The organism is Dictyobacter kobayashii (assembly GCF_003967555.1).
In the GTDB taxonomy this organism is placed as follows: Bacteria; Chloroflexota; Ktedonobacteria; order Ktedonobacterales; family Ktedonobacteraceae; genus Dictyobacter; species Dictyobacter kobayashii.
Genome location: NZ_BIFS01000001.1, coordinates 4156727 through 4181609, shown reverse-complemented (window position 1 = coordinate 4181609; position 24883 = coordinate 4156727). Strand labels below are relative to the sequence as shown.

The following is a 24883-nucleotide window of genomic DNA, read 5'->3' as shown; positions in this document are numbered from 1 at the left end:
TTCAGCTGGATACAGGCGTGCAGCCTGGCGCGCGGGCAAGACAGTACAAGCAAATGCAGCCAGGAATGCGCTCAGCAAAATCAACGAGACTGCCCCAGTGGCAGGGGAAGTCCTGGTAGGTCGCACGCGCAATCTGGTATGCGAGAAAAAGGGCCAGGGTGGCGCCAATTAACAAGCCTGTAGCGATCACAAAGCAGGCTTCAAGCAGAAATGAGCGCCAGACCAGTGATCTGGTGAAACCTAATGCACGCAGCATGCCAATCTGCTGACGTCGTTCCACCACCGCGCGGCTGGTAATCACGCTGATTGCCAATGCACCAAAGAGTAGGCCCAGGGCCAGATCGCTTCCCAGTAGGAGGGTGAGCACTCCCGTTACCTGGTTGCTGCTGCCTTGATCAAGTGATTGAACTGTAATACCCCGACTACTGGCATCCAGAAAGCCATTTAGATCCTGGGCGGCTCGTGCCTCATTCGCACCCGGTTGGAGACGGAAGAGATATGTACTGAGAAACGCGATGTACGGAGGCTGAGCAATCCTGCGTGCAGTGTTGATAGAAAGCAGGACCCGCCAGGGCGCATTGGCTGGCATCAGGCCAATGACTGTAGCCTGGTGAAAGTGAGCCGAGGGCGCAGCACTATCAGGAATTTCTGCCGTGAAAGGTGTGAAACCAGAGGCGGCAGGCAGGCCCACGATATGGGGATCGTACTGGAGCAACACAAAGTCATTGTGGGTACGCAACGCATCCCACACCTGCTGATCAGAGTGGAAGCCGCTGGCTCGTGCATACAAGGGTAAGTTTGTGCTCGTCAGAAACACGTCATCAGCGACCTGGGATGGTTTATTCTGCGGATAGATCAATTGTCCGCCATCCAGGTTTAAGCGCAGCGATTGAACCTGCCCAACCTGGGGAAAATCGTACATCAAGCGGATCAAGCCCACGGCTGTAAAGTCTTGTCGAAGCGCACGACCTGCTTGCAGGTTCTGCAACTGCGTAGCTAAGGTGGGGTAGCGCATAATCTGGGAACCATAGGTTGTTGCCTGCAGTTGAAATCCCCCAGACCCGGTCGCGGCCTCTGCTTCTTGAATGGCTCCCAGATTGGTGGTTACTAATAGCAGGACCAGGAACATAATCAGGCTGAGTAACGCAACAGTTATCCCTGTGCGCAAACGAGAGGCTAGCGGATAGGCTACGCCGGTGCGGCTGATTGGCGCAAAGCCACGCACACGCCGCAACCCTCCAGAGAACAATACCGCTAGCAAATCTAGATTAGTCATTCCCAGAACTACAGCGCCTCCAATAGGTAGTAGCATGCTCAAGAGAAGATCCATGCCTGAAGGAGTACCATTGAAGGCTACAACAGGCTGGAAGAGCCCGATGAAGGCGTTACCCTGGAGCGTGCCGAGGGTAAGCCAGCCAACGCCAATCAAGCTAAAGCTCAAACGTCGAGCTAACGGCGCAGAAGTGTGGCGCATCGAAGAGAGGAGCCAACCAACCAATAATGCGCCACCGGTCAACAGGAAGGTATCAACGAGCAGGCGTCCCCAGCCGCTTGCAGAAGTGTCGACGAGCACAAATAAGAACAGACCCATTAGTAAGCAAAGCGGCCCACGCACGAAGGCGCCCCAAAGCAATCCAAGTAACGCCTCTAGCACTCGTGCTAATCGTCGCTCAGGCGTCTCTGGCACAGATGCGTCATCAGGCGTAGAACCAGGTGACCACAACATGCGCCAGAGTTTCGCCAACGCTGGACGCGCAACGACAACATCGTCCAGATCGCGCATGGCTGCAACGATATTGGCACGGCTAATCCAGAACGCGACAATCAACACTGTCAACACAGTCGCAAGTACCCCCAGGCACCAGGATGTGAGCAGGCTCTGCCAGCTTATCCATAGATGGAGGGCACCAGATTCCAATACGGGAACTGGCACACTGTTGGCAGCCACACCCACTCCTAGCCTGGGCAAGAGGGTAAATAAAGCCAGTTCCAGCGAGGTCACCCCTACGCCTGACAGCACGCCCAGCAGTGCTGCAAGTATGCCATAGCTGCAGCCTTCGAAGAGCAACAATTGCACGAGGTGGGAGCGTCGTAAGCCCAGTGCACGGCTCATCCCCAATTCCATCCGCCGTTCAGCGCGAGCAAAATGATCAGCAACGCTAGCAACAGCATTGCGGCACCCACGAGCAGGCAGGTGAAAAGAGGAGGTAACCAGGTAAACTGTTGACCAATAGGTGAGAGGAACACGATCTTGTTGATTTCCAATGTGCGCGTCTCCTGCACAACATCCGGCTTGAGTGGGTGTATTCTGAAGATATCGAAGGTGGTCTGACCCAGGGCATGTGGCACATCCAGACTGGCAGAAGCACCCGGCAAGAGTTGCTGCAAAAAATGCATCACCGCCTGGCTGTTATCAGCATTAATATTTCTGATGCTGATGGTATTGGGCGGCTCTGGATCGATCTGCTGCGCTGCAACCAGTGGCAGAATAATCTGGGGCATGGCAGGAACGATTGCCTCACCTGCTGTTATCCCGAGATCATTGGAGAGCAGTGCACGCACCGTAACAGTGACTGTCTTCTCTCCAAAGGAGAGTTGTACCCGATCACCAGGTTGAGCTCCAAGCCCTTGCACCAATGAAGCACTTACCAGCGCCTCGCCCGCATGCAGGTTCACCATCTGGATTGTCTGTCCTCTGGCATCGATGAGTGGGCCATAGACCTGCTCGAAATCGGGAGGTAACGCATAGAAATCAACATCATGAACCGCAAAACCGGTGCGTAGTGATGTCACGGTCGGGCTTTGCGGATAAAATCCGCTGGCGCTGGCTGCCTGTACCTGTGGGAAGGCTCGAATGCGAGCCAGGTCTCGATCAATCTGGCCCTGGGTAAAGGGACCCGTCACGCTCTCATCAACAGCGCCTATGTGTGCCACACGCTGCGTTGTGGCCGAGCTGGCAAAACTGTCTTGCAAACCAAATGAGGCGGTTATCACCGCTGTTGCAAGGGCCAGGCCGCAGAGCAGCAAGATCGTTTTACCGGGCCTGCGCACAGTGTTGCGCAAACCCATGCGCAAGAGCAACGGATTGCTGAGAGCCAGTCCTGGCAGCAGGAGTAGAACTCCTGCGGTAACTACAGCCAGGGTCAGCGCAAGTTGCGTAGGTGAAATAGCCGGGAAAAGGCTCAGGCTCATAGCGTACCTCCATTGCCTGCTGGTTTCGGAACACCCGAAGGTTGTTCTGAGGCAAGGGCTGAATCGCGTTCAATCAAACCATCGCGCATCTCGATCAGACGCGTAGCCTGGTGAGCCACTTCATGGTCGTGGGTGACCCAGACAAAGGCCAATCCATGCTCACGATTGAGCTGTAGCATCAGGTCGATGATCTCCTGGCTGGTCGTGCTATCCAGTGCCCGGTTGGTTCATCGGCCCACACAATCGAGGGCGCTGTCGCCAGGGCACGCGCGATGGCAAAACGCTGGCGCTGCCCTCCGCTCATCTCGGCAGGCCGATGCCGTGCCCAGCGGGTCAGTCCGACCTGAGCAATGCTCTCCCATGCACGTGCCCTGGCTTCTTTGGCGACAACGCCACTGATTAACAGAGGTAATTCAACATTTTCCAGCCCATTGAGTACCGGCAACAAATTATATGTCTGAAAGACAAAACCCATCTCGCGAGCGCGGAAATCCGTCAATTCTCGGTCTGAGAGGCTACGGATATCGTGTCCAACAATTCGAATTGTGCCAGATGTGACAGCGTCCAGGCTACTCAGACAATTGAGCAGTGTCGTCTTGCCACAACCGCTGGGACCCATAATCGCCACCACCTCGCCGCGCGCAATCAGCAAGTTTATGCCTCTGAGTGCCTGCACATTCAATGTACCAGTTGCATACTCCTTGCAAACGTTTATAGCCTCGATAATCGTTGCTGGATCTTTCTCAGGTGGAAGTTGTTGTGCTGAAGGTAGATATTGCATGCTCAAGGTCACTCCTTTATGGATGGACAATAGTATCTGATACCAGTGAGCTTACATGCTCTTCCTGTCCCATACGAGTATGCCTGAGAACGACACGAGGTACATCGGTCTACAGAAGGATTCTGCACTCCACCTCTAGACTGAGATTCTGTGGAACACGCCGCCCGGCCAGTCCAAATCACTATTCCAGAAGCGCATCAAAAAACAGTTGTCGGCATCGACATCGGGATAGTGGGGAGAACTGGCCGCTATGAGGGACCATCAAGCCCCACCCACGAGGGGCGAGGCTTGATGGTAGTTGAATAGATTATCGGGTAGAGTGGCAAGCTGTTAGGGGTAGCTCACCACGGTAACCGGAACATCCGGGTTGGCGGCGGTCGATGATCCACCGGTATCGTTGACTACATGCAGGATTCCACCGGACCCCGATGTCGAGAGGAAGAGCGTAAACAGATCGTGGAGGCTCGATGCCGGGAGGGTGGTCGGGACCTCAAAGGCGTATGCGGCGTAGATGTTCACACCCTGATTGAAGAAACTGTAGCTACCCATACCATATCCACTGAAACTGGTCACGGTGTTGGCAATCTTGAAGGCGGCCCAGCCATCAACACCGGGAGCCTCCATCCACGCCGCCTGACTGGGCGGATCGTAGGGCATCTCATTCTGGAAGAAGATGTCAGTGCCACCATTGCCGTTCCAGATCACCTCGTATTTCTGGTAGTGCTCAACGAAAAGGCCATACGCGGTCACGTTGTTACCGTTGACAATGACGCCGGTATCTGCAGTGTTGCTGGTCCAACCCACACCGTTACCGTGGTCGGCCCGCCATGCCCAAATGTCATCAAGGATGACATTGTCACTGTTGACCACCAGGCTGTTCGTCGCGCTGCCAGCCTCCGCTCCGCCGATACGGAAGAACACATCCTGAAGAGCTGTTGGATCAGAGGCATCATGGTCACTACGTTCATGCCCGCTTCCAACCTGCAGCAGCACCGGGGAGTTTGTCGTGCCTGCGTCGAAGATCATTCCCGAGATCGAGATCCCCTTCGCGCTGGCGACTTTCATTGGCACGATGCCATTTTCAGGGATCAGGGTCGGGAAACCAAGGCCGAGCACCACGCTATCAGGTCGTGTAACCCTGATACTGTGGTTCAGGTGATAGATTCCCGGAGTAAGAATGAGGTTCCTGCCGGAATCTAAGGCATCATTGATCTTATCCGCAGAGTCGGTCGGCTGGGCGATGAAGAACTTCTTGATTGAGATGGAGGAGCCAGGCGTCGCGCCGTTAGCCCATGTCGTACCCACCGAGTTGCGCTGCGCCGAAGGCACAAAGACGTTGTAGTGGCCATTGGCATCCACGTACAGATATGGCGCCTCTCGTGTCACCGGGCTGGCAGGCAGGGTGGTGTATGGGCCACCACATGACGTCTGAGCAGGGAAACACTGGGCAGGCGCGCCAACGACACCCGAGAATACCTGGTTCCAAACGCCGTTGGACCAGCTATCAAGCTTGCTGTTCCGGACCAGCCACTGTTGCTGCGAGCCGTTGACCACGTTACCACCATCGAACTCTGAATCGGCGATAAAGCCGCCACTCGCGTACGACGGAGAGGTGCAATAGTCCATCAGGGTGGTGGCCCCGTTGATATGGACTCGGCGCATCGGCGCGGCCTGCGACACAGCCCAGAATTCGCCGCTATAGCAGCCTGCGTTCGGGGTGGTCACATTGATGCTCAGGTTCGACAGCGAACGCCAGAAGTTATCGAGCGCGATACAGTTGTTGGCGCCAAAGCACTGGTTACGCACATCGATGGAGCCATTGATGACAACGTCGTTCGGGGAGCGACCAAGGCCCGCCACAGTGGTATAGTAGCCAACCTGAAAGTTAAGTGGGGCAGTACTGGATCCATAGGTGCCGGGCTCGAACAGCAACGCATAACGCTGAGGTCCGAACTGATTGGAGATCTGTTGGTTTGCCACTGCGTCTACCGTCGTCTGGATCTGGCTCTGCGGCATGCTGGGATTAAATATGTAGACGTTTGACCCAAAGTTGGGTTGGCCAGACGACGCTGGCGGCGCCGGCGGTGCCCCAGTAGTTCCATTGGTAGCGGCCAGTGCCGAAGCGGCTCCGCTGGTGGCCATCACATACGCAAAGACCACGAAGGCACCTACAGTGAAAATAGAACGCAGGCGCAATCGCCCTTCAGCTCGGACACGCTGCGTCCTCTGTGGGTCTGGCTGCCAATGCCAGCGGGAAAGGAAGGTGCGTAAATTCATCTCCTCATCTCCTTTTTTGTAATTGCCGCAACTATGCGGCCCTCGCATCTGTTCATCCAATTGCCCGGCCACGCCTAGCGTCTGGTTCTACCTCAGCACAACGAGTCAGCCTTAGAATTTAATTCAGCACGGGCTTTGTAAGACATCTAGCCCTGTCAAGCTACTACTCTTCTTCAGTTAAATTTAAATATTCTAATTTATAACAGGCATTCCAGGCTATTTATCCTACAGAACTCATAGTATAGCATGAGAGGTCACTTTATACTATGCATCGTATTGCTGATTTTTTGTTATTCAATATCTACTTTGCGCGGCGGGATATTTTTTTGGCGGCTTTAACATAAATGCGTTTACAATAACGAGAAAGTTATTATCACGAATTGGAGTTTCTAGAAATGAATGAGGCTGTTGACGTACTATTAAGATTTATAGAGCAGAGATATTCGCAGCGTAGACATCACGAAGATCAGCGCGCAACTATTACAGGGGTTATTTTTGTGATAGCTGCAGCGATCCAGGGCGCTTTAGCACAGATGGGGTTTAATAAAAATGCGCTTACCCTTACATTTACACTCATCATACTGGGCATATTTGGTGTGATAGCCAGTGCAAAACTTAGCCAGAAGTGCTCATGGCATGACCATATGCTAGCCAGACTTTTTCAGCAGCTAGACGGTCTGGTTCCTGAATTACAAGTTCAAGATACATACAAATTAACACGAAAGGATTATGAAAAGCATCACAAGCTTTTATTGAAGATACACGCCCATGATATTTGGGCTGCAGTAAATCTTCTCATTGCGTTACTAGGTATAGTTTATACAATTGTTATCATTTTCAAATAACGTAGTACAGCCTTATGGCCCATTTTCCAGATTGAGCGTTGCTTAATTGATATATTTCTATTAGAATAAAAGCCTTAATAGCTTTTATTCTAAGCTCTCTGCCAAATTAGACGTTTGCAGAGAAAAAGAGGATTCTATATGTCTGAAGAGCCTGATCAGAACAGTAATCCAGCACCGAATTCCCCGCACCCAAATGAGAAACCCGATGCTGTATATCCTCCCGTATCTGATGGATCATTGCCTTATCGTGAATATCCCTCATTGCCAGCTGGACAAGCTTATCCTGGGAATAGCTATCCCCCACCTCCCAACACTTACTATAATTATCCGCCACCACCAAATGGGCAACCTTATCCCGGGTATGGCTATCCGCCGCCTTCCTATCCTTACTATAACTATCCGCCACCACCAAACGGACAACCTTATCCCAGACCTAATAACCGCCAGCCATTGCCCCTGAGTGAGGCGATCAAGCAGCTCCCTAAACAATATCTGAGAGTTTTGACGAGGCCAAGCGTCGCTACCTTCGCAGAGGAGAAGCAGAAGGCAGCCTGGAATATTATCTGGGTCCAGATTGCTTTTATTGCCATCATTGGGGCACTGATCAGTTTTGCAACCTATACCTTTGTGCTCCCGACGTTTGTATCGCTGTTCAATCTACCAAAAATCGGCACCACCAACTTTGCGGATATATATAAAGGGATGGCCCTACAGGGCAGTTTGACCGCGCTCATTTCAACGCCCATCACTATGTTCATTTCCTGGACAATCTACTACTTTATCGCCAAACTCTTCAAGGGGCAGGGAGAATTCATCGAGTACATTTATAGTTTCCTGCTCTTCTATGTTCCGATCCAGATCATCAATGGATTGCTGCTCCTGATTCCAGTTGTGGGTTTCTTTTTAAGCGCCGCGGTCAGCATCTACACGTACGTGCTGATGATTTTGATGACCATGGCCGTCCACCGCTTAAGTGGAGGAAGGGCCACCCTGGCAGTCCTTATCCTACCAATTATCGCATTAGTTCTAGTAATTATAAGTGTTGTTCTGCTTGTAGCTATGTTTAGCGCACTTACCTCTGGTGCCGCACAATAACTTAAGAGTGTGTCTGATCTTCATGATCTTTGCGCTCTTCACTTCTGAGTTTGAGCACCAATGGCGCTCAAGAAACATTCTAGTATAGTGCAAAACTTGTGCTTTGCGCTATACTAGAAAAAATCTCTTAAAAGCACCTTAATGCAGAGGAGCGGCTACGCCCTCTTCTTGCACATTGCTTGCGTCTCCGGCTGGCTTTTTCTCACTCCTGGATCTGCGTAAGGGAATGTCTTTCAGGAAGATGGCCGCGATAAAAGCAGCGCCACAAAAGCAGAGCACGACCAGGAGGCCATGCTGAATAGCCAGCACCATCGATTGCTTGAGTCCATCGAAAACCAGGTTCAGCACATGCGTTACTTGTTGCGCCGCCTGGGCTGCAGCATGCTGAGCCGCGATCTGCTGCTGTGGACCCGGCGGCACATGCGCTGCCGCTTGCTGAGCCGCGGACTGGCTGGCAAAATGTTGCGCCGTGTGCAAAACGGTATCCCGATACTTCTGATCAGTTAATACCTCAGTGTTTGTGGCAGCCTGCCAGCCCGCAGGTGTCAGTAGTTTAATAGTGTTAGCGGGCACGCGCGTGGGTAGATCACTGGAGATCGTATTGTTCACCGCCGTACCGGCAATGGCCACACCCAGTGTCTGACCCAGAGCACGCAAGTACGTCACCACGCCTGTGCCAACACCGATGTTTTTGGGTGGCACCGCGTTCTGCGCGGCCAGCGTCTGCACCGGAAAAAACAGCCCCATGCCAATACCAGCCAGGATCATAAAGAAGCTTGCCTGGAGATATGTTGTATTGGCATCCATTCTTCCCAGCAAGAACACTCCGATAGCCAGCACAACCACTGCAATCATCGACTGCAGATGATAGCGGCCCACACGACTAATGAGAAACCCGGCGAAGGCTGACCCAACCACCATACTGATCGTCAATGGGGTCAGCACCAGACCAGAATTGGTCGCACTCGCCCCAAGCACTCCCTGCAAGAACAAGGGCAGATAAATCACGACGGGGAGCAGAACCATACCCATAAAGGCGGCCAGGGCGGCACTCGCGCTAAACACCTGGATACGGAAAAGACCCAGTGGCAGTAGTGGCTCAACGGCGAAGCGCTCAGCGACAAAGAAGATAGCATAGAGCAGACCTGCAGCCACCAGCGTGCCGATAACTGGTGTAGAATTCCAGGCATATGTCTGGTTACTTCCCCAGCTCAAGCCTAGCAGCAGACACACGGTAGCGGCTGAGGCCAGCAGGGCACCCAGAAAATCTACCCTCTTCAAAGCCGCCCACCCACGATGCGTGTTGCTCGGCTGAGAAAGGCGCGCGGGCAAGTAGATGATCAGCGCGAGCAGCGCGAGCAGACCAACGGGCAAGTTAATATAAAAGATCCAGCGCCAGCGTGTCGTATCAGTGACCAGACTGCCCAGCAAAGGACCGTGATCGGTTAACCAGCCACCCAGCAAAGGACCAGCCACACTGGAGAAACCATAGACGCCAGCGAAAATGCCCTGCCAGCGCGCACGCTCAGCTGGCGTAAACACATCGCCCACGGCTGTAAAAACCAGCGCGATACCTGTACCAGCACCGATACCTTGAATACCCCGAAAAGCAATCAGTTGATTCATCGACTGAGACATGCCAGAGAGCACCGAACCGACAAGAAAAACAACCACCCCCACGATCAGAAACCATTTGCGCCCAAACTGATCCGAAAGTTTACTAACAATGGGAATCATCGTTGTCGAGGCCAGCAGATAGGCTGTGACAACCCAGCTATAACGGTCAAATCCCTGAAAGGAACCGACGATACTGGGCAACGCAGTACCTACGATCGTCTGATCCAATGCTTCCAGAAGCAATGTGAGCATTAACGCGATCAGCACACTGATCAGCGCAAATCCACTGATACGACTACCTTCCTCAGTGGCACCACTTTTCTGCGGCTCACTTGTGGCATTCTTCTGAGACATACAAATACCCTCTCTGTTATAAAGGCTTTTGATCTTTTCAGCTTTAGTATGCCGAATTCCTCAAACTTCGATCTGTCAGGTATACATCTTCTGCTAAGCTGCTGAGGAGAGATATAATTGATTAATGTAAATATATGCCTCCTGCGCATCTTTAGCGATCTATAGCTCATTATGTTCATTTGTGTTTTCGTTCTCATTAAGATTCTGGTTAGACCGTTTACGTTCGGCTAGCTCCACGTAGCTAAAGTGTAACTGCGGCTGGCCGCTGCTCGCCTGACGGGCCTGCTCCCGTGCTTGCAAACGCTGCGCCCAGGCAACTTCCAAACGCCATTGGTCAGCCATATGCTGCATAACATCAAGCGTGCCCGACAACCCCCATTCGTCTCCCTGGTAATGAGAGTAGTTACTCTTTGCCAGATCTTCCTTTTCAGCGATCAGGTGTAATACATGAGCCTGACAATAGTTTAAGTAATGATTGATCAAGAAAAGACGCTCTGAAACCTGCAAAAACGAGAACATCGCTGCCTTTTGGTGAAAAATGCGCTGGTACTCACCAGGATTCGATGTCGTATCCATCATCAAAACATGAAAACGCTCTCGTCCAGCCTCAGTAATACGGTAGCTACGTGAGGTGCGCTCACCATGCTGTTCCCTGGCAACCTCTTCATTCACCTTGATCAGCCCTCCCTGCTCCAGCCTGGCCAGGAGAGGATAGAGCCTCCCATTGCTCATTCTGGCATATGGCCCGATGATGTTGTTGACAATATGCGCTATTAAGTAGCCATGTGCCGGGCCACGCATTAACAGCGAGAGGATGATCAATTCGTACATTACAGGATATTACCTCGCTTCTCTTAAGCTATAAAATAGGTCATAGTGACCTGTCACTATGACCTATTTTATAGCACAAAAAAGACTATTGTCAAGTTAAATTGCGACCTCGTCATCAATCGGCGGTGATGGTGACTATGCTGGCGCTACTAGAGACTTCGACGTCATAGTAAGGAGCAGTGACTTCGTAGCCAGCGCTTTGTAACTGCACGTCGTTGCCTATATCGCTGAAAGTTTGAGCGTCAAAGATATGGGATCACGGCTTTAGCGATGCCACCATATATTAAATCATTGAGCAACTCGCTACAGGATAACACAGGCATTGAGATAGTTTTCTTGACAGAACATCCAGCTCCATGATAAACTTAACCAACTAGTTAAGTTTAATCTTGTAACAGCGAATAAGTGCATTGAGAAGGGATAACGATGTCAGAGATTGTCCAAGAACTGACGATTGAAGCAACGCCAGAGAACGTCTTTCATGCTCTTACCCTGCCAGATGGGATCGCCGGATGGTGGTCGAATCATGTGACTGCTGAGCCAAAGGTTGGTTCCCTCACTGAAGTTAGCTTTGAGAATGGAGGGATCTTTAAACTGGAGATAACCGAACTCGAAGTCGGGAAGAAAGTGCATTGGAGAGTGAGGCTTTCCCCTCATAACTGGGAAGGGTCCACGATCACCTGGAATCTCGCGCCGATCCCACAGGGGACCAGTCTGCTCTTTGGCCAGCATGATCTCACGGTGGGTGATACTGGCTACAGCATTGAGGAGACGCGCGCTGGCTGGGAATACTTCCTGGGAAGCCTGAAATCCTACCTTGAGACAGGGAAGGGCACTCCCTATGTGTATTAGTAGAGAGGGAGTGCTCCTTTCATGAGTCATCGACCCATCACGCTTTTCTGGCGTGATGGGGCTGAAATTTCGATAGAAAATCTCGAGGGTTATGACAGACTTTCTGGTTGAAGCAACACAACCGGAATTTTACGCTCGGTATGTCTCTGGTAATTATTATAGCCAGCATACATAGCCGTCATGAGCGACCAGAGACGCTGGTACTCGCTCTCGTCCGTTATCGTGCTGGCCTGCGTGACGATGGTGCGTCCGTGATCCTCTACTATCACTTTAGGATTGGCCTTCAGGTTGTGATACCAATCAGGATGTTGAGGAGAACCCCCATAGGATGCAATGATGACATAGTTGCCATTATCCTGTATGGCATACAGAGACCTGGTACGTAAGCGCCCACTCTTGCGCCGATGGTCGTAATCAGGATCGTATGTTTGCCATAAACCTGCCCCCGGTCAGGCGATAGAGTGCGATATGTAATTGCACAAAACTTTTCCAGAGACTTTCAACGAAAGGGTTAAGTTTCATATTAATTACTTTCTTTCCATTCCACAATTCTTTGTCTGATATTCATCAGCAGATCATCAAAACATTCAAGGGTTCCTGTAGCTGTATGCAAGGGGCAAGTCAACTTCAATGGTTGTTCCCTGCTCATTGTCGGAGTGCAACGTAAGCTGGCCGCCGATGGCTTCGATGCGTTCGAGCATTCCACGTATTCCATAGTGACCATTGGGCTGTTATATACAAGGCTCCCATCTTTTTGAAGTTGGCATGATGTCAGAGGCAAGCCGGTGCCATCATCGTGGATATATAGCAGGAGTTTCTCATCCTGCCTATGAATACGCACTTGTACGTGGCTGGCATGAGCATGTTTTTCAATATTGGTAAATGCCTCCTGGCTCACTTTCCAGAGGGTCTCTTCGATAGCTGCGGGGAGATGGTCGATATCCGCTTCGGGGTGTATGTGACATGGAGTCCGGTACGCTGGGCAAGTTCCCTGGCCGAGCGACTGAGCGCGTGATTGATATGTACGTGCTCCAATGTTGGAGAGCGCAAGTCAGCGATGGAGGCACGCAAAGCAGTCATCGTTTCGCGTGCAATCTGTTTAGTGGACTCCAACTCACGGTCACAGCGTTCAGGATCACGCTCACGCAGCCGCTGGGCTGCTTCAAGCTTGACAGAGATAAGAACCAGGGCATGCCCAAGGGTATCGTGCATCTCACGTGCCAGTCGGGTGCGCTCACGCAAGACGGCCAGTTCCTGTTCCTGAATGACTGATTGCGCGAGTTGACGATGGGCTTCCTCTAGCTCATCATTGGCCCGGGTCAGTTGCGTAAAAAGTCTATTGCGTTCAAATCGCTCTCCTATCAAATGCTGGAATATCATGTTTAAACCGGTGAAACTGAAGAGCATCAAAACCTGACTGGCAATGCCCATAAGCGCCTCGCCAGTGAGCGGCCAGATCAGCAAGCCCTGAAAAGCAAACATCGTGAGAGCCATACTAATCACCACGAGCAGCAGGCGAACTCCACCAAACAGGCCAAAGCTGATTGCATACACAACATAGAAATCCCAGACAAAGGAAGGATTGATGAGCGTAAGTAGCAACACAATTAGATATAAGCCGACCCATAGGGGCGCTGCGTAACGCAAGGGCGGTGGCCAATCCATTTTCAGACTTATGCAGAATTGGGCGATATAAATCAGGAGAGCAAGAACGGTAAGCACAATACAGGTTATACCGCGCCAATTCTGCAGATAGGAAGGGTTGTTGATTAAGATAACGTAGGTTGATGCGGTGAGATAGATACAGATAAGGACGGTAAACATCGTGATCACCCGTCTGGAGATGCGAAAGAAGAGTGCATTATCTTTCTCTACATCGAAATGGGCTGACATGATTTCTCCCTTCCTTAAAGTAGCTTGCGCTCACGTGCCAGGTAAACTGCCTGAGTGCGATTCTTAGTATGGAGTTTGCTCAAAATATTCGATACATGGTTTTTGACGGTCCCCTCGGCGAGAACGAGTTTCTCGGCAATCTTGCGATTACTGGCTCCTTCAGTGAGCAGCTTGAGGATCTCGGTCTCCCGTGGGCTCAACTCCTCTTGCTGTAGTGAGCGGGCTGTCCCAGCAGTGGAACGTTCTTTGCGCCCAAATTCGATGAGGAGTTTGTTAGCAATCTTGGGCTGGATGGAGGCTTCACCCGCATACACCTGGCGGATAGTTGCCATCAGTTCATCAGCAGGTACGTCTTTAAGGAGATACCCCATTGCACCGGCTTTGATGGCGTCAAACACATAATCTTCGTAGTCGAAGGTGGTGAGGATAATAACACGTACAGCAGCGTCGCTGGTTGTGAGCGCAGCCGTAGCTTGCACACCACTCATACGCGGCATTTGAATATCCATGAGCACAATATCAGGGCCGTTGTCCTGGTTACGGAGTTTGTGGTACTGGCTCACCGCCTCTTCGCCATCAGCGGCCTCGCCTACGACCTGAAAACCCGGCTCAAGTTCAAGAATAGTGTGCAGGCCCTGGCGCATGAGGGTCTGGTCCTCACAGAGCAGGATACGGATTGAGTCGGTCATGGATATTACTCTCCCCAATGATTGAATGAGTTAACCTGTTGCATTATGACTGGATGAAGTGACATCTGTCAACAACTCTTGTTCAACTCACCGTTCCTCACAAGTTGGTGGCGCATCATGCACTCCTTTCCTTAAAAAACGCAATGAGCATTTCTCGCCTCGGTTGTTATGCTTGCTCGCGCGTCAGTGTGGTCAACAGACCAACTACGATGATGGCGGAAACGAGATGCAGCGCGATCATGGTCCAGAAAATGGATAGGGTCATTCCAGGGGCAGGGAATAAACCGACCAGAGCCATAACAGGACTGAGCAACGAGATGCACAAAACAACAAACGCCAGGATACGATAGAACTGGATCGGGCGTCGTGCAAAGCGCTTGACCAGCACAAAGGCGAGCAGGGCCACTAACAAAAAGACGATGGTACTGCCGATGACAGTGGGAGCCTGCAAGTATTGAAATGTCTCAGGAACCCCAAAGACCGAGACTGCAATGGTACGTATGATGAGATTAGCGATGACTGTGGAAACAATGGTCAGCGGTCCAACCCATATAAGCTTGCGTAAGGCCACATGTTCACGAAGTAGTGTAGATGCCATGCATATTCTCCTTCTTAAAGCTTTTGTATTCAAATCTAAGGCCAGTATAGAGGAAGGAGGCAGGCAAGAGAGAGTGTAGAAAGGCACAATCTGGCGCTGTGTCGAAAGTAATGGTCATCAATATCTATGGCTCAGATAATGTGTTATAGTACTGGTGAAGCAATCCACCCCATCTGCTTCAAGGTCACGAGCGTCTTGTAGAGTTGAACACGGGCTCTCTGACATCGTATCTGGAGGCAGCAAAGGCAGAAACGATATTTGGAAAGCGAGTTAGCGTAAACATATGGACCAATATTGGCCTCACCACGCCCCTGCGAAAAGTCCTTTTCACTTTCCCGTTTTACCCGCAGGTGCCAGCGCACATGTCTCTCTGGCGGGCATTCAGCCAGATGCAGGTCTAAAAATCATTCAAGATATCATTGCCTCAGCCACAAAATCATTGTGGATTGAAATGTATCTATTCGATAACGACCATGTGGCGCAGATGCTACTCAGCCAGAAGGCCGCCCATCCCGGCCTGGATCTCCGTCTCCTGTATCATCAACCACTCTTGCCACCCAGCCTTGATCCCACCGGCACACAGCGTTTTCCTGCCTGGGCCATGCCCAATAAAGCCATTCGTACAGATGGCCAGCCTGTCTCTCTCCATCACGCTAAATTCATCCTTGTCGATGCTGATGTTCCGGGGAAGGCAAAAGCGTATATCATGACCGCCAATTTTACTGCGCAGGCTCTCGGTGGCAACCGTGCGGGCTACGCCAATCGCGAATACATCATCTGTGATACCGATCCCAACGATATCGCGCTGCTCAAAGCGATCTTCTTAGCGGATCAAACCGGTCGTCCGCTGCCCACTATCCCCGATACGTCTAATCTCATTGTCGCGGATATCAACGCGCTTTCATTATTGCCTTTGTTGCTACGGACCGCCAAACACAGTCTGGCGATCCAGGTAGAATACCTCAATGATCCTCCCGGCGAAGGCGCACTTAATCTAAAACAGATCATCTTGCATTCGGCCAGGAGCGGGGTCGCGGTACAGTTGATGTTACCTCCGCTTTCACCCCAACCGCTGGGGGCACCATCGGCTGATAACAACGAAACCTATCGCATCCTGAGCCCCACGGTTGCAGTCAATGTGACGCCACAATACTTCATGCACGCTAAAATGATTATTGCTGATCAACAGCTTGCATTTGTAGGTTCCCCAAACCTCAGTCACCAATCGCTCCACTATAGCCGTGAGGTCGGTATCATGATCTCAAACAAAAACGTCGTAGCGAGCCTACTCGCGACCTTCAATGCCGATTGGAAGTATGCTCAGGCTCGGGCCTCAAAAATCCATCATCCATAACGGACGTCCCGCTAAGGGCTCTCCGATAAACAGATGTTCTCCATCCTTTAGGGGAAGCGGGCTGCAGCTCCTAAAGGATGGAGAATCTCCACTGACGATCTCTTTGTTGGGTTCTGCTAACGACCCTTGAATACTCAAGGGCCGCATAGCAGAAAACTGATGACCAGCCATCAACATGCAACATAATCAGAAAAGCGGGCCTATTTCTGACTTTGCAGGCGGGCCAGGCGGGCGTTATCCTGTTGTAGCTTGGCCTCAGCCTTAGCGAGCAGGGCTTCGATACGCTCCTGAGGCCAGATCACCACTCCATCATCGTCGGCGATCACCAGGTCGCCATCCCGAATAACTGTGCCTCCAATTGAGACTGAGCCACCCAGGATCTCCGGTCCGTTTTTACGCGAGGCTGTTGGGCACACTCCCCGACACCAGACTTTCAAGCCTAGTTCGCGAATCTCGCGCGAATCTCGCACCAGACCATCCGTGACCAATCCGACAAACCCGGCCTGTTGCATTTCAAGCGCCATCAACCCCCGATGGTCGCTGTATTCGATATGCTACCACCGGCAGCGACCAACACCGATCCGGGCGCGGGCGGTGCGTCTATCGCTGCGCGAACTGAGAGATTATCGTCCTGGCTCATCAAGACGACCCGCGCCGGGCCAACGATACACGCATCGGCTTGCAATGGCAAAATAGTATTTGGCAACACGCCCTGTCCTTCGGTCGCATCGGAAGCAAGGGTGGCCGCAAGCCACTCAGGAAACTCTGGCATGGTTTTCTCCTCATCACCGTGGTTATTAAGCACTTCAATATAGTTTAGTCTTGCGTGTCCACCTGGCGCAAGATCATGTGCAAAGGATGAATTAGAAAAAGGAAGCACAAACAAAGGCAGGCCTCCGAAGAGAGAACCTGCCTTTGTTTGTGACTGGTATCTGCTTGATTACTTGCCGTAGGCCTTGCGTGCCACCGTGAGAACGATGGCTATCAGTGTCGTAACGACGAGCAGGCCAAACCCTAGCAGGGTCAAGGTATCGGGATGGATGATCGACTGCCCACGCAGCGCCTGCCAGGTCAGAAGAGCAATCAGGCCAAGATAGCTCAGGCCAGCGATCACAACAAGGTTCACACGCTGGCGTAGCGTGAGCCAGAAGCGAGTCAGATTGATGAGCCAACCTACGACGAGAAGCACTTGCAATCCATGCAGGCCAACGAAGTGAGGGATACGCAAGTCCCCGCCAATTGTGCTCCAGCCAACGATTGGCAGGCCAGGACCTCCGTCAACCACACCAACGCTATGCGCACCCATGATGCCCGTTGATGGAGAAGCCAGTTGGGCTGACGTGGGTATCAGCATCAGGCAGGCAACGGCCATGCCCACGATTGCGCTGATGATGCTGAAGCGTAATGCCCAGTTCCAGGCACTGTCAGCAAGGCGCTGGCGTAGCAGTACCACAGCCAGAACGATAGCCGCGATAAACAAGAAGCCAATCGTTCCACCCATCATACGAAAGACGATACTATCAAAGGGCGTTGAAAGATTGAAATGGCTACTAGTGCCGCGCACAACTTGTAGAGTGACCAGGACTATCTCTACTGCCAGGCTGATCGCCATCGTCATCCCGGCGGCCTTGACCAGACGACGATGACCGCGTACAAACGTGAGCAGATAGACAAACGTGAAGCAGTAGATGATAGTCGAGATAGCGAACTTAAGTGGCTTCATCCAGGCAGGGGCGCCTGTAATCACTTGATGATCTACCATTAATCCGACCACAGCAATGAGGATAACCGGCAGCATTGCCAGACCGGTCAGCGTAAGAGCCGCGTTCTCACGCCATGCACGTCGTAACAGGTTCGATATGTTCAATGAAATGCTCTGAACAGGTGCGTTGCTCAATGGTGCCGTTGTTTGCATGATCGGTGAATCCTTTCCCTCAAAACAAAGCAATGATCTGAATAATTGCGTGTGCTTCATGTGGCTGAATGTGTTGCACTTCCAACCACTCTTGACACTGCTAAGTGTAGCCGGGAACAGAGCTTTTCAGTAGTGAAGTCTATCATGAAAGGAATATGACATTTGTCATGGTAGATATGACAAAACGAAAGCGAAAAAACTGGCATAGTCTGGTAACAAAAAAAAATGTTATACTATACGAAAAACCTGACCCTGTGGTGGAAATGGTAGCCTGTTCCCTTGCGGTATGAGAAAAGCGTGTTCGCGTTTGATGCGCAAACGGTCACAGTAGCCATCGGTAATAATCAGCAATGGGCCTTCACGCGGAAAATCGGCTGCGCGCTCTAACAGATCCACCCCGGGTTGGAGCACCGTGCCACCACGTCCACGCACATTGACACTGCCTGCGATGGCTTCGGGTGCCATATAGCCCTGGTCAAAGATCGCCGCATCACAGAAGACTACTCGCACCTGCCGGACCTCACGTGCCAGGCTATAGCTGGCGATCGCCCCTAATGCTTGCGCCAGCAGATGACGATCCATCGAGCCGGAGGTATCCAGCAGGACGCCAAAGGTACGATTGTCATCATCAGGCGGTGTCACCCATAGTGGACGCGGAATATCTGGCGTGGACGACTGCCTTCGGCTGAGCCGTGCATAGGTACGCACCTTCTCCAATGGTGGAAAATGCTCATCAAACCACTGGGCTAACCGCACGTCCCAGGGAATCGGTGGCTGACTCAACGCCTGAATCTCTTCGATCAGTCCCGCCGAGAGATACCCACGATTCTGGTCCTGGTGCAACGTCAGCCCCTGCGCCAGACAGCTGCGATAGAAATCATCGAGATCCCTTCCCTCCTGACTCTTCCACCACTCCGACTCATCCAGAATATCGCTCTGACCAATACCACGCATCGTGGCGAGCTTACGATAGAGCCTTAGATCAGTCACGATCCGATCATAGATCGCCTCGGCCGATTCAGACTTCAGTGCTGGATCATAGAGCGCGCCGATCTTTGGCATGTCGCCAACCCCCATCTCGATCAGCCAGCTGTTAATCACATAATCACAGGCAACGTTCCATAAGTAGCGATCGCGTCCCTCACATCGTACATCGTGGCGTAGCCCGACATGCAACAGCTCATGCGCCATCACGAAACGCAGCTCCTCATCCTTCAAGCCAGCATGCGGATTGATATAAATCTCCTTCATCTTCACATTCACCGCCGCAACGCTGATCTGCATACGCTGACAGAGCAAAGGATCTTCGATGATCTCAAAAGAGGCTGCCAGTGCTCCCAGGAGAGGATAACGCCCAATGAACCAGTTGCGTGCCCGCTGGGCGGCGGTATCTAGCCGCTTACCGGTCACATAATACGAATGCTGGCCTGCATCTTCAATCACTTCATTGATGGCCTCAACTAATCCTTCGCCAAAGTTTTTGCTCCAGTCGATCTCTCTCCGCCAAGGCGGCAGATCGTTGAGCGACTCATAGCGTAGATCCGAGCGCACGCCAGCAGTACCGATCGCCTGCAAGTGCTCTGGAATGCCAAAGTCACAGAAATCGACAAACAGCCGCTCTTCCGAACGTCCCGCATAGCCCTGAGCACGCAGGTCTTCAGCCAGGCCCTTCAGTTCCAGCGGGGCTCCCCCAGTTGGAGATCACGCAAAAAACTGGCGATATAGCAATCGCAGGCGGCGTTCCATTCCCGCTGCCACTTTTGTTGATATTCTGGACGAAAATGCTCGAAGGTCAGATGCAGTGTACAGTGAGCAAACACATAGGCCCATTCCTGCGGATCTGCTAGCCGCGTAGGATGTACATAGATGGAGCCAGTATTAGAAACGACCGCCCAGCCGTCGCGTGGACAGATCTCGCTCGGCACCACATGAATAGAGTGACTCACACCAGAAAAAATGCGGCTGCTATTCATTATGCGCTCACCAATAGTACGGTTTTGCTGGGCCAGATCATTATTAACCTGGCCCTTCTTACGCGTCGCCATCAGGCACTACCTCTTATTTGCTTCTTAAAGCTTCACGCTCTTGCTTATCTACGATGCGCGGCAAATCACGGATGACCTCAATCATGAACCAGCCGGGCAATCCTTCACTGCCCTCACCATTTTCACCATCCTCATGCTTGGCCACAACCATCTGTGCCATCTCCAGATTGATGGCTGCCAGCTCTTTCAGCAGTGCCTTGGCTCGATAGGAGAGTTCTTTATGGTGACCTGTGACCATCCCTTTATCCTGTGGCAAATTCTTGAGCAGATGTGCCCGAAATGACTGAGAGAGGAAGTAGAGCACATCCCGATCCTCTGGCTTATAAGGCCAGCTCTCGTCACCTCTCAGGAGCGCCGTCAACTGGTATTTGCTATGAATCTGCTTGATAAAAGCCTTGAACTGTCCGGCATGATGCGGCGAGAGCGTCCCATAGGCCAGCACCAGTAGGGTCTCATCAGATGGCAGGCCTTTCCCATATTCTTTCAGCAAATCGCTCAACATATGCCAGGAGCGCGGCGATGAGAAGGGCTCCTCGTGTTTGGGTGGCGCGCTCCACAGATGATCAGGCCGATTCTGAATATACTCGATCACCAGCGGATGAATATCGCTCTCCCGCGCCCACTCCAACCAATCACGGTGTGAGACCTTCAAATGGACATGTACCATACGATTCAACAACGCCGACGACATTGGCTTGACAATCGCGCTATCCTGGGCACGATTGCCGGCTCCGATGACGATTGAACCAGCCGGTAGCGCATATTCACCGATTCTGCGCTCGTGGATCAGGCTATAAAAAGCCTTCTGCACCTCGTGTGTACAGGCATTTAACTCGTCCAGAAAAAGGCAATATGGCTCGGCGCGTGCAATCATACGTGGCGGGCAAAAACGGCTGGTACCATCGATAATCTGCGGCACACCAATCAGGTCCTCGGGCGCCAGCTGACTTCCCAACAGCGAGACGCAGGGCAGACCAACCTGCGCTGCAAACTCCTGTACTAACGCCGACTTACCAATGCCTGGTTGCCCCCATATAAACACCGGGCGTGCAATGGCTACATTCAAGAGCAAATCATAAAGCTGCTTCTGCGTTACGGTCACAACAGGATTCAATGTTATTACCTCTTCTTTTTGCAATTGGCTTCTCACATGCTGTAAAAAGCATTTGGAAACGCCGCTTGAACGCGGCTAGCTCCGCCGCCACAACTCATCCTTTGGAGTTGCTCAGTCTCCAGCAATGGAATGAATTCCCGGGCGGCTCCGCTCATCCAAATGAATGGTATGCCAGATTTTTACAGCAGCAAAAGACACCATCAACAGCAGGATGGAAAGCTATAATTATGGAGAATTTTTTAGTATGCCCGTCAGACGCGATGCCTTCATTTCCTAAACTTTCTGGTCAGAGTCAAGAAAATGCATATGCCGATCATATTCTGCAGCACAATATCACTATCAGTGGAGTCCCAGCCAGTGAGCTGGCGCAAGAGGATCGCAACGGGCTATTGCAAGTGTGGATCTGCCGGAGTAGGACATAACGGCCGGCAAGGAATCGCAATAGATCGTTTCATGTGTCCCTCCCGTTACGTTTTATCAAGAGCAATCAGTTGTAGCTATCTGACGCCTCTTCAACATTTTGTCATTTGTCAATATATTAAAATGTACCTGAGTTTAAACTGCTTGTCAAGCTTTTTGATGCACTATTTCACCAAGCAAATAAAAGTCATCTTCAGTCCTGACACTGTATTCGAGAAAATGTTGCTCATACCTTCCCATATCACCGTTCTGACCTGAAAAGGTTTCGAACTATGAGGGAAAAACGCTCACCAGTTGACGAACGCCGGCCAAAATCTCCTGCTCATTGACGGCTCCATAGCCAAGAACAAGACCTCCTCGCTGAGACGAACCGAGCGTCAACGCGGACAGGGGAATGATCTCGAGCCCGCAGCTTGCGGCTTTTTGTGTAATCTGCTGATCATCAAGATGCGGCGGAAGCCAACCCATAAGATGTAAGCCGGCTTGAGGAGGCTGCACTTCTATGCTTCCCCAAGTTCCTTCTGCAACAACTCGATGAGGAGCGCTCTTCTGGCTGCATAGAGGTCGTGCATACGGCGGATATGACGCAGCAAATACCCTTTGGTCATCCAGGCTTCCAGGGTCAATTGTTCAAGAATAGACACATGAATATGGGTATAGCTACAGAGGGAGAGGAAAGGAGGAACGAGTTGGGGAGGGACGATCAGATAGCCGATACGAAGTGCTGGAAAAAGAACTTTGCTGAACGTTCCAATGTAGATGACGCGCTGGGCCATATCAAGTCCCTGTAAGGCATCAAGCGGTCGACCACTGAAGCGATAATCGCTGTCATAATCATCTTCGAGAATCCAGGCATTGGCTTGTTTCGCCCATTGCAGGAGGGCAATGCGCTGCGACAGATGCATGGTTATACCCGAAGGGAATTGATGAGATGGAGTGACGTAGGCCAGACGTCCTTGTGGATACTGCTTTTGCCCAATTTCCACATTGATCCCTTCCGATGTCACAGGGATAGGAGCCAGTTGAGCGCCCGCGTTGAGGAGAGCCCGTTGTGCTCCTAGATAGCCCGGATTTTCTATCCAGGCAAGATCACCCGGGTTCAGGAGGAGGCGTGCTGCCATATCTAATGCTGCCTGCGCTCCTGGCACAATAATAACCTGCTCGGCCTGGCAATGCACGCCGCGTGTGATGCTCACATGAGAGGCGATCGCTTCACGTAGCGGGTAATAGCCTGCGATCTCTTGATAATTGGCCATGTCTCTAAGCATAGATCGTGCGCAGTGAGCCACGATCTGGTTCCACTGTTGAAAGGGAAAGGCACGTAGGTCTGGAGTGCCCGTGCGAAAAGCATGTGGGGGGGTCAGTCGAAGATAGGTCTGGATGGAGGACTCAGGTGCCTGGCGCATTAAATCCTCCCCCAGGTGAGACAAAAAGAGGGGGGCGTGCGTGCTTTCGTTGGGAGCTGTGTTTCTCTGTGGAACTCCTTTGGGAAGGAAAAAGGTCTCAGGAAGGTCGCACGCCACCCTGGTTCCCTGCCCGACCCTTCTTTCGATATAGCCTTCAGCAAAGAGTTGTTCATAGGCATTGTTCACTGTATTAAGAGAAATACCTAATTCGCTTGCCAGAACCCGTGTTGATGGCAGTGCCTGCCCTGCTTGCAATTGACCACTGAGGATGGCATGACGTAGTCGATCATACAACTGGCGATGCAATGGCATCGCGAATGTGCGATTGAGGGTAAGATTTGCTGTGTTTTGAAGTGTTTGTCGTCTTTTTGCCATGATGGAATTTGCCATGATTGAAAAGGAAGTCTCCAGCAAATGATACCATAAAATTTGCAAAAATGACTCTTGAAGGGACACTCTTTCTAAATTATGCTTCCTACAAAGGTTAGCACACAAAGGTTAGCTCAAGTTCTGGCGGCAAGGCTTCTTATTGGTAGAGGTTGCTGAGAATGTGAGTGCACATCAATGCATGTGTATTCTGCATGGATATGCACATCGAACTGGCGAACCTTTAATTGGTAACAGAGGTGTTGATGATCCTCTACGGAAATTCCATAGAATGCTTATCCAGGTCTTTCCAACGATCATCAGAATATATGTTTAGACATCACAAGCCCAAATTACGGGCTACGAAGTAGGAGTTCAATATGAAGATTGTGGTTATTGGCGGCAGTGGGCTCATCGGAAAAAAGCTTGTCAACAAGCTTCGTGAACTTGGCCATCAGGTCGTGCCGGCGTCACCTAGCACAGGAGTCAACACCATCACTGGTGAGGGGTTAGCTCAAGCGCTTGTCGGCGCTCAGGTGGTCGTCGACGTGGCGAACGCGCCTTCATGGGAGGATAAGGCAGTTTTAGAGTTTTTCGAGACATCAGGTCGCAATCTACTGGCCGCAGAAGCGGCCGCTGGTGTGGAACACCACGTTGCTCTGTCGGTCGTCGGCACCGACCGTCTTCCCCAGAATGGATACTACCGAGCGAAGGTGGCCCAAGAAAACCTGATCAAGGCTTCGAAGGTGCCCTATACCATCCTTCGCGCAACACAGTTCTTCGAGTTCGTCGGTGGCATCGCCCAGGAGGCTAGCGAGGGACAAACTATTCGCTTGTCGCCTGCATTTATACAGCCGACCTTGTCGGATGACGTTGCGACTGCACTGGCCGATGTCACGCTCGAGGCACCTGTGAACGGCATAGTTGAACTGGCTGGTCCCGAAAAGATACGTCTCGATGAACTCGTGCGCCGATTTTTGAGCGCGAACAAAGACACACGTCAGGTGATCACAGACGTCCATGCACGCTTCTACGGCTCAGAGTTGGAGGAGTACTCCCTCATTCCAGGTGACAATGCGCGAATCGCCCCGACACGTTTCGAGAATTGGCTCAACCGCTCTATAACTCAAAGGTAAGTCCGTAAGGCAGGAGAGACGCCCAGACTTAAAAAACTTCATTACAACCTCCGTGTATAAGGTTGTAATGAGGTGTCCAACTCAATACCTCCGGCAGGCTGCC

The 24883-nt window shown here is 51.7% G+C and carries 19 protein-coding genes and 3 pseudogenes; 5 read left to right on the top strand and 17 right to left on the bottom strand.

The features are described from left to right. Position 1 precedes the first annotated feature (1 nt). The 4 genes and pseudogenes from EL645_RS18335 to EL645_RS18320 form a co-directional block, all read right to left on the bottom strand. On the bottom strand, positions 2–2113 hold the full coding sequence (locus EL645_RS18335) for an FtsX-like permease family protein (protein WP_161977460.1): 2112 nt from the start codon (positions 2111–2113) through the stop codon (positions 2–4). Continuing rightward, positions 2110–3192, bottom strand: a complete 1083-nt coding sequence (locus EL645_RS18330; RefSeq protein WP_126551837.1) for an ABC transporter permease — start codon at positions 3190–3192, stop codon at positions 2110–2112. Before EL645_RS18330 ends, EL645_RS18335 begins: the two co-directional genes overlap by 4 nt. Next, positions 3189–3973: pseudogene (locus EL645_RS18325) on the bottom strand (ABC transporter ATP-binding protein). Before EL645_RS18325 ends, EL645_RS18330 begins: the two are co-directional and overlap by 4 nt. Before the next feature lie 330 nt (positions 3974–4303). Continuing rightward, positions 4304–6250 (bottom strand): pectate lyase-like domain-containing protein, encoded by a 1947-nt coding sequence (locus tag EL645_RS18320; RefSeq protein WP_126551836.1) that lies wholly within the window; start codon positions 6248–6250, stop codon positions 4304–4306. Between the two features lie 395 nt (positions 6251–6645). Between EL645_RS18320 and EL645_RS18315 the strand changes: the two genes are divergently transcribed. Together EL645_RS18315 and EL645_RS18310 are read left to right on the top strand one after the other, a co-directional pair. Then, positions 6646–7095, top strand: a complete 450-nt coding sequence (locus EL645_RS18315) for a hypothetical protein (RefSeq protein WP_126551835.1) — start codon at positions 6646–6648, stop codon at positions 7093–7095. A 138-nt stretch (positions 7096–7233) separates the two neighbouring features. Continuing rightward, on the top strand, positions 7234–8190 hold the full coding sequence (locus tag EL645_RS18310) for a Yip1 family protein (RefSeq protein ID WP_126551834.1): 957 nt from the start codon (positions 7234–7236) through the stop codon (positions 8188–8190). A 138-nt stretch (positions 8191–8328) separates the two neighbouring features. On the opposite strand, the gene EL645_RS18305 is transcribed toward EL645_RS18310, so the two are convergent. Both EL645_RS18305 and EL645_RS18300 read right to left on the bottom strand, forming a co-directional pair. Further along, a complete protein-coding gene (locus EL645_RS18305) occupies positions 8329–10161 on the bottom strand; it encodes an MDR family MFS transporter (RefSeq protein ID WP_126551833.1) in 1833 nt (610 codons plus the stop codon). Between the two features lie 159 nt (positions 10162–10320). Beyond that, a complete protein-coding gene (locus EL645_RS18300; protein ID WP_126551832.1) occupies positions 10321–10992 on the bottom strand; it encodes a PadR family transcriptional regulator in 672 nt (223 codons plus the stop codon). A gap of 426 nt (positions 10993–11418) precedes the next feature. Between EL645_RS18300 and EL645_RS18295 the strand changes: the two genes are divergently transcribed. Continuing rightward, entirely contained in the window at positions 11419–11844 is a 426-nt protein-coding gene (locus tag EL645_RS18295) for an SRPBCC family protein (RefSeq protein WP_126551831.1), read from the top strand. An 89-nt stretch (positions 11845–11933) separates the two neighbouring features. Here the strand turns inward: EL645_RS18295 and EL645_RS18290 are convergent. The 5 genes and pseudogenes from EL645_RS18290 to EL645_RS18275 form a co-directional block, all read right to left on the bottom strand. Next, positions 11934–12233: pseudogene (locus EL645_RS18290) on the bottom strand (nitroreductase/quinone reductase family protein); the annotation flags it as partial. 134 nt (positions 12234–12367) lie between these two features. Then, complete coding sequence (locus EL645_RS38905) at positions 12368–12742, bottom strand: hypothetical protein (protein WP_136625236.1); 375 nt, start codon at positions 12740–12742, stop codon at positions 12368–12370. Then, entirely contained in the window at positions 12739–13737 is a 999-nt protein-coding gene (locus tag EL645_RS18285; RefSeq protein WP_126551829.1) for a sensor histidine kinase, read from the bottom strand. The genes EL645_RS38905 and EL645_RS18285 overlap by 4 nt, the downstream gene beginning before the upstream one ends. A gap of 14 nt (positions 13738–13751) precedes the next feature. Then, the gene (locus tag EL645_RS18280; RefSeq protein ID WP_126551828.1) at positions 13752–14426 is read right to left on the bottom strand and encodes a response regulator; all 675 of its coding nucleotides are present in this window, start codon (positions 14424–14426) and stop codon (positions 13752–13754) included. Between the two features lie 166 nt (positions 14427–14592). Further along, positions 14593–15024 carry a DUF6069 family protein gene (locus EL645_RS18275; RefSeq protein WP_126551827.1) on the bottom strand — a complete coding sequence of 144 codons (432 nt, stop codon included), beginning with the start codon at positions 15022–15024 and terminating at the stop codon, positions 14593–14595. 283 nt (positions 15025–15307) lie between these two features. Between EL645_RS18275 and EL645_RS18270 the strand changes: the two genes are divergently transcribed. Then, a complete protein-coding gene (locus EL645_RS18270) occupies positions 15308–16378 on the top strand; it encodes a phospholipase D-like domain-containing protein (protein ID WP_126551826.1) in 1071 nt (356 codons plus the stop codon). Between the two features lie 200 nt (positions 16379–16578). On the opposite strand, the pseudogene EL645_RS18265 reads toward EL645_RS18270, so the two are convergent. From EL645_RS18265 to pdxR, 6 genes and pseudogenes are all read right to left on the bottom strand, one after another. Beyond that, a pseudogene (locus EL645_RS18265) lies at positions 16579–17150 on the bottom strand (RraA family protein). Positions 17151–17318: 168 nt separating this feature from the next. Beyond that, positions 17319–18293: a hypothetical protein gene (locus EL645_RS18260; protein WP_174845308.1), complete on the bottom strand. Its 975-nt coding sequence runs from the start codon at positions 18291–18293 to the stop codon at positions 17319–17321. Positions 18294–18521: 228 nt separating this feature from the next. After that, positions 18522–19868, bottom strand: coding sequence for a vWA domain-containing protein (locus EL645_RS18255; RefSeq protein WP_218031913.1), 1347 nt, complete (start codon positions 19866–19868; stop codon positions 18522–18524). Positions 19869–19963: 95 nt separating this feature from the next. After that, on the bottom strand, positions 19964–20338 hold the full coding sequence (locus EL645_RS41125; RefSeq protein ID WP_218031912.1) for a hypothetical protein: 375 nt from the start codon (positions 20336–20338) through the stop codon (positions 19964–19966). A 13-nt stretch (positions 20339–20351) separates the two neighbouring features. Next, the gene (locus EL645_RS18250) at positions 20352–21452 is read right to left on the bottom strand and encodes an AAA family ATPase (RefSeq protein WP_126551825.1); all 1101 of its coding nucleotides are present in this window, start codon (positions 21450–21452) and stop codon (positions 20352–20354) included. Positions 21453–22372: 920 nt separating this feature from the next. Continuing rightward, positions 22373–23653: a MocR-like pyridoxine biosynthesis transcription factor PdxR gene (pdxR, locus tag EL645_RS18245; RefSeq protein ID WP_161977459.1), complete on the bottom strand. Its 1281-nt coding sequence runs from the start codon at positions 23651–23653 to the stop codon at positions 22373–22375. A gap of 371 nt (positions 23654–24024) precedes the next feature. Here pdxR and EL645_RS18240 point away from each other — a divergent pair, with 371 nt between their 5' ends. Then, positions 24025–24780: an SDR family oxidoreductase gene (locus tag EL645_RS18240; RefSeq protein ID WP_126551823.1), complete on the top strand. Its 756-nt coding sequence runs from the start codon at positions 24025–24027 to the stop codon at positions 24778–24780. The last annotated feature ends 103 nt before the right edge of the window (positions 24781–24883 follow it).

What these genes read in the sequence shown, in the direction of transcription:
- EL645_RS18335 (WP_161977460.1), bottom strand. Translation starts at nt 2,113, where the DNA reads ATGAGCCGTGCACTGGGCTTACGACGCTCCCACCTCGTGCAATTGTTG.
- EL645_RS18330 (WP_126551837.1), bottom strand. Translation starts at nt 3,192, where the DNA reads ATGAGCCTGAGCCTTTTCCCGGCTATTTCACCTACGCAACTTGCGCTG.
- EL645_RS18320 (WP_126551836.1), bottom strand. Translation starts at nt 6,250, where the DNA reads ATGAATTTACGCACCTTCCTTTCCCGCTGGCATTGGCAGCCAGACCCA.
- EL645_RS18315 (WP_126551835.1), top strand. Translation starts at nt 6,646, where the DNA reads ATGAATGAGGCTGTTGACGTACTATTAAGATTTATAGAGCAGAGATAT.
- EL645_RS18310 (WP_126551834.1), top strand. Translation starts at nt 7,234, where the DNA reads ATGTCTGAAGAGCCTGATCAGAACAGTAATCCAGCACCGAATTCCCCG.
- EL645_RS18305 (WP_126551833.1), bottom strand. Translation starts at nt 10,161, where the DNA reads ATGTCTCAGAAGAATGCCACAAGTGAGCCGCAGAAAAGTGGTGCCACT.
- EL645_RS18300 (WP_126551832.1), bottom strand. Translation starts at nt 10,992, where the DNA reads ATGTACGAATTGATCATCCTCTCGCTGTTAATGCGTGGCCCGGCACAT.
- EL645_RS18295 (WP_126551831.1), top strand. Translation starts at nt 11,419, where the DNA reads ATGTCAGAGATTGTCCAAGAACTGACGATTGAAGCAACGCCAGAGAAC.
- EL645_RS18285 (WP_126551829.1), bottom strand. Translation starts at nt 13,737, where the DNA reads ATGTCAGCCCATTTCGATGTAGAGAAAGATAATGCACTCTTCTTTCGC.
- EL645_RS18280 (WP_126551828.1), bottom strand. Translation starts at nt 14,426, where the DNA reads ATGACCGACTCAATCCGTATCCTGCTCTGTGAGGACCAGACCCTCATG.
- EL645_RS18275 (WP_126551827.1), bottom strand. Translation starts at nt 15,024, where the DNA reads ATGGCATCTACACTACTTCGTGAACATGTGGCCTTACGCAAGCTTATA.
- EL645_RS18270 (WP_126551826.1), top strand. Translation starts at nt 15,308, where the DNA reads ATGGACCAATATTGGCCTCACCACGCCCCTGCGAAAAGTCCTTTTCAC.
- EL645_RS18260 (WP_174845308.1), bottom strand. Translation starts at nt 18,293, where the DNA reads ATGCAAACAACGGCACCATTGAGCAACGCACCTGTTCAGAGCATTTCA.
- EL645_RS41125 (WP_218031912.1), bottom strand. Translation starts at nt 20,338, where the DNA reads ATGGCGACGCGTAAGAAGGGCCAGGTTAATAATGATCTGGCCCAGCAA.
- pdxR (WP_161977459.1), bottom strand. Translation starts at nt 23,653, where the DNA reads ATGGCAAAAAGACGACAAACACTTCAAAACACAGCAAATCTTACCCTC.
- EL645_RS18240 (WP_126551823.1), top strand. Translation starts at nt 24,025, where the DNA reads ATGAAGATTGTGGTTATTGGCGGCAGTGGGCTCATCGGAAAAAAGCTT.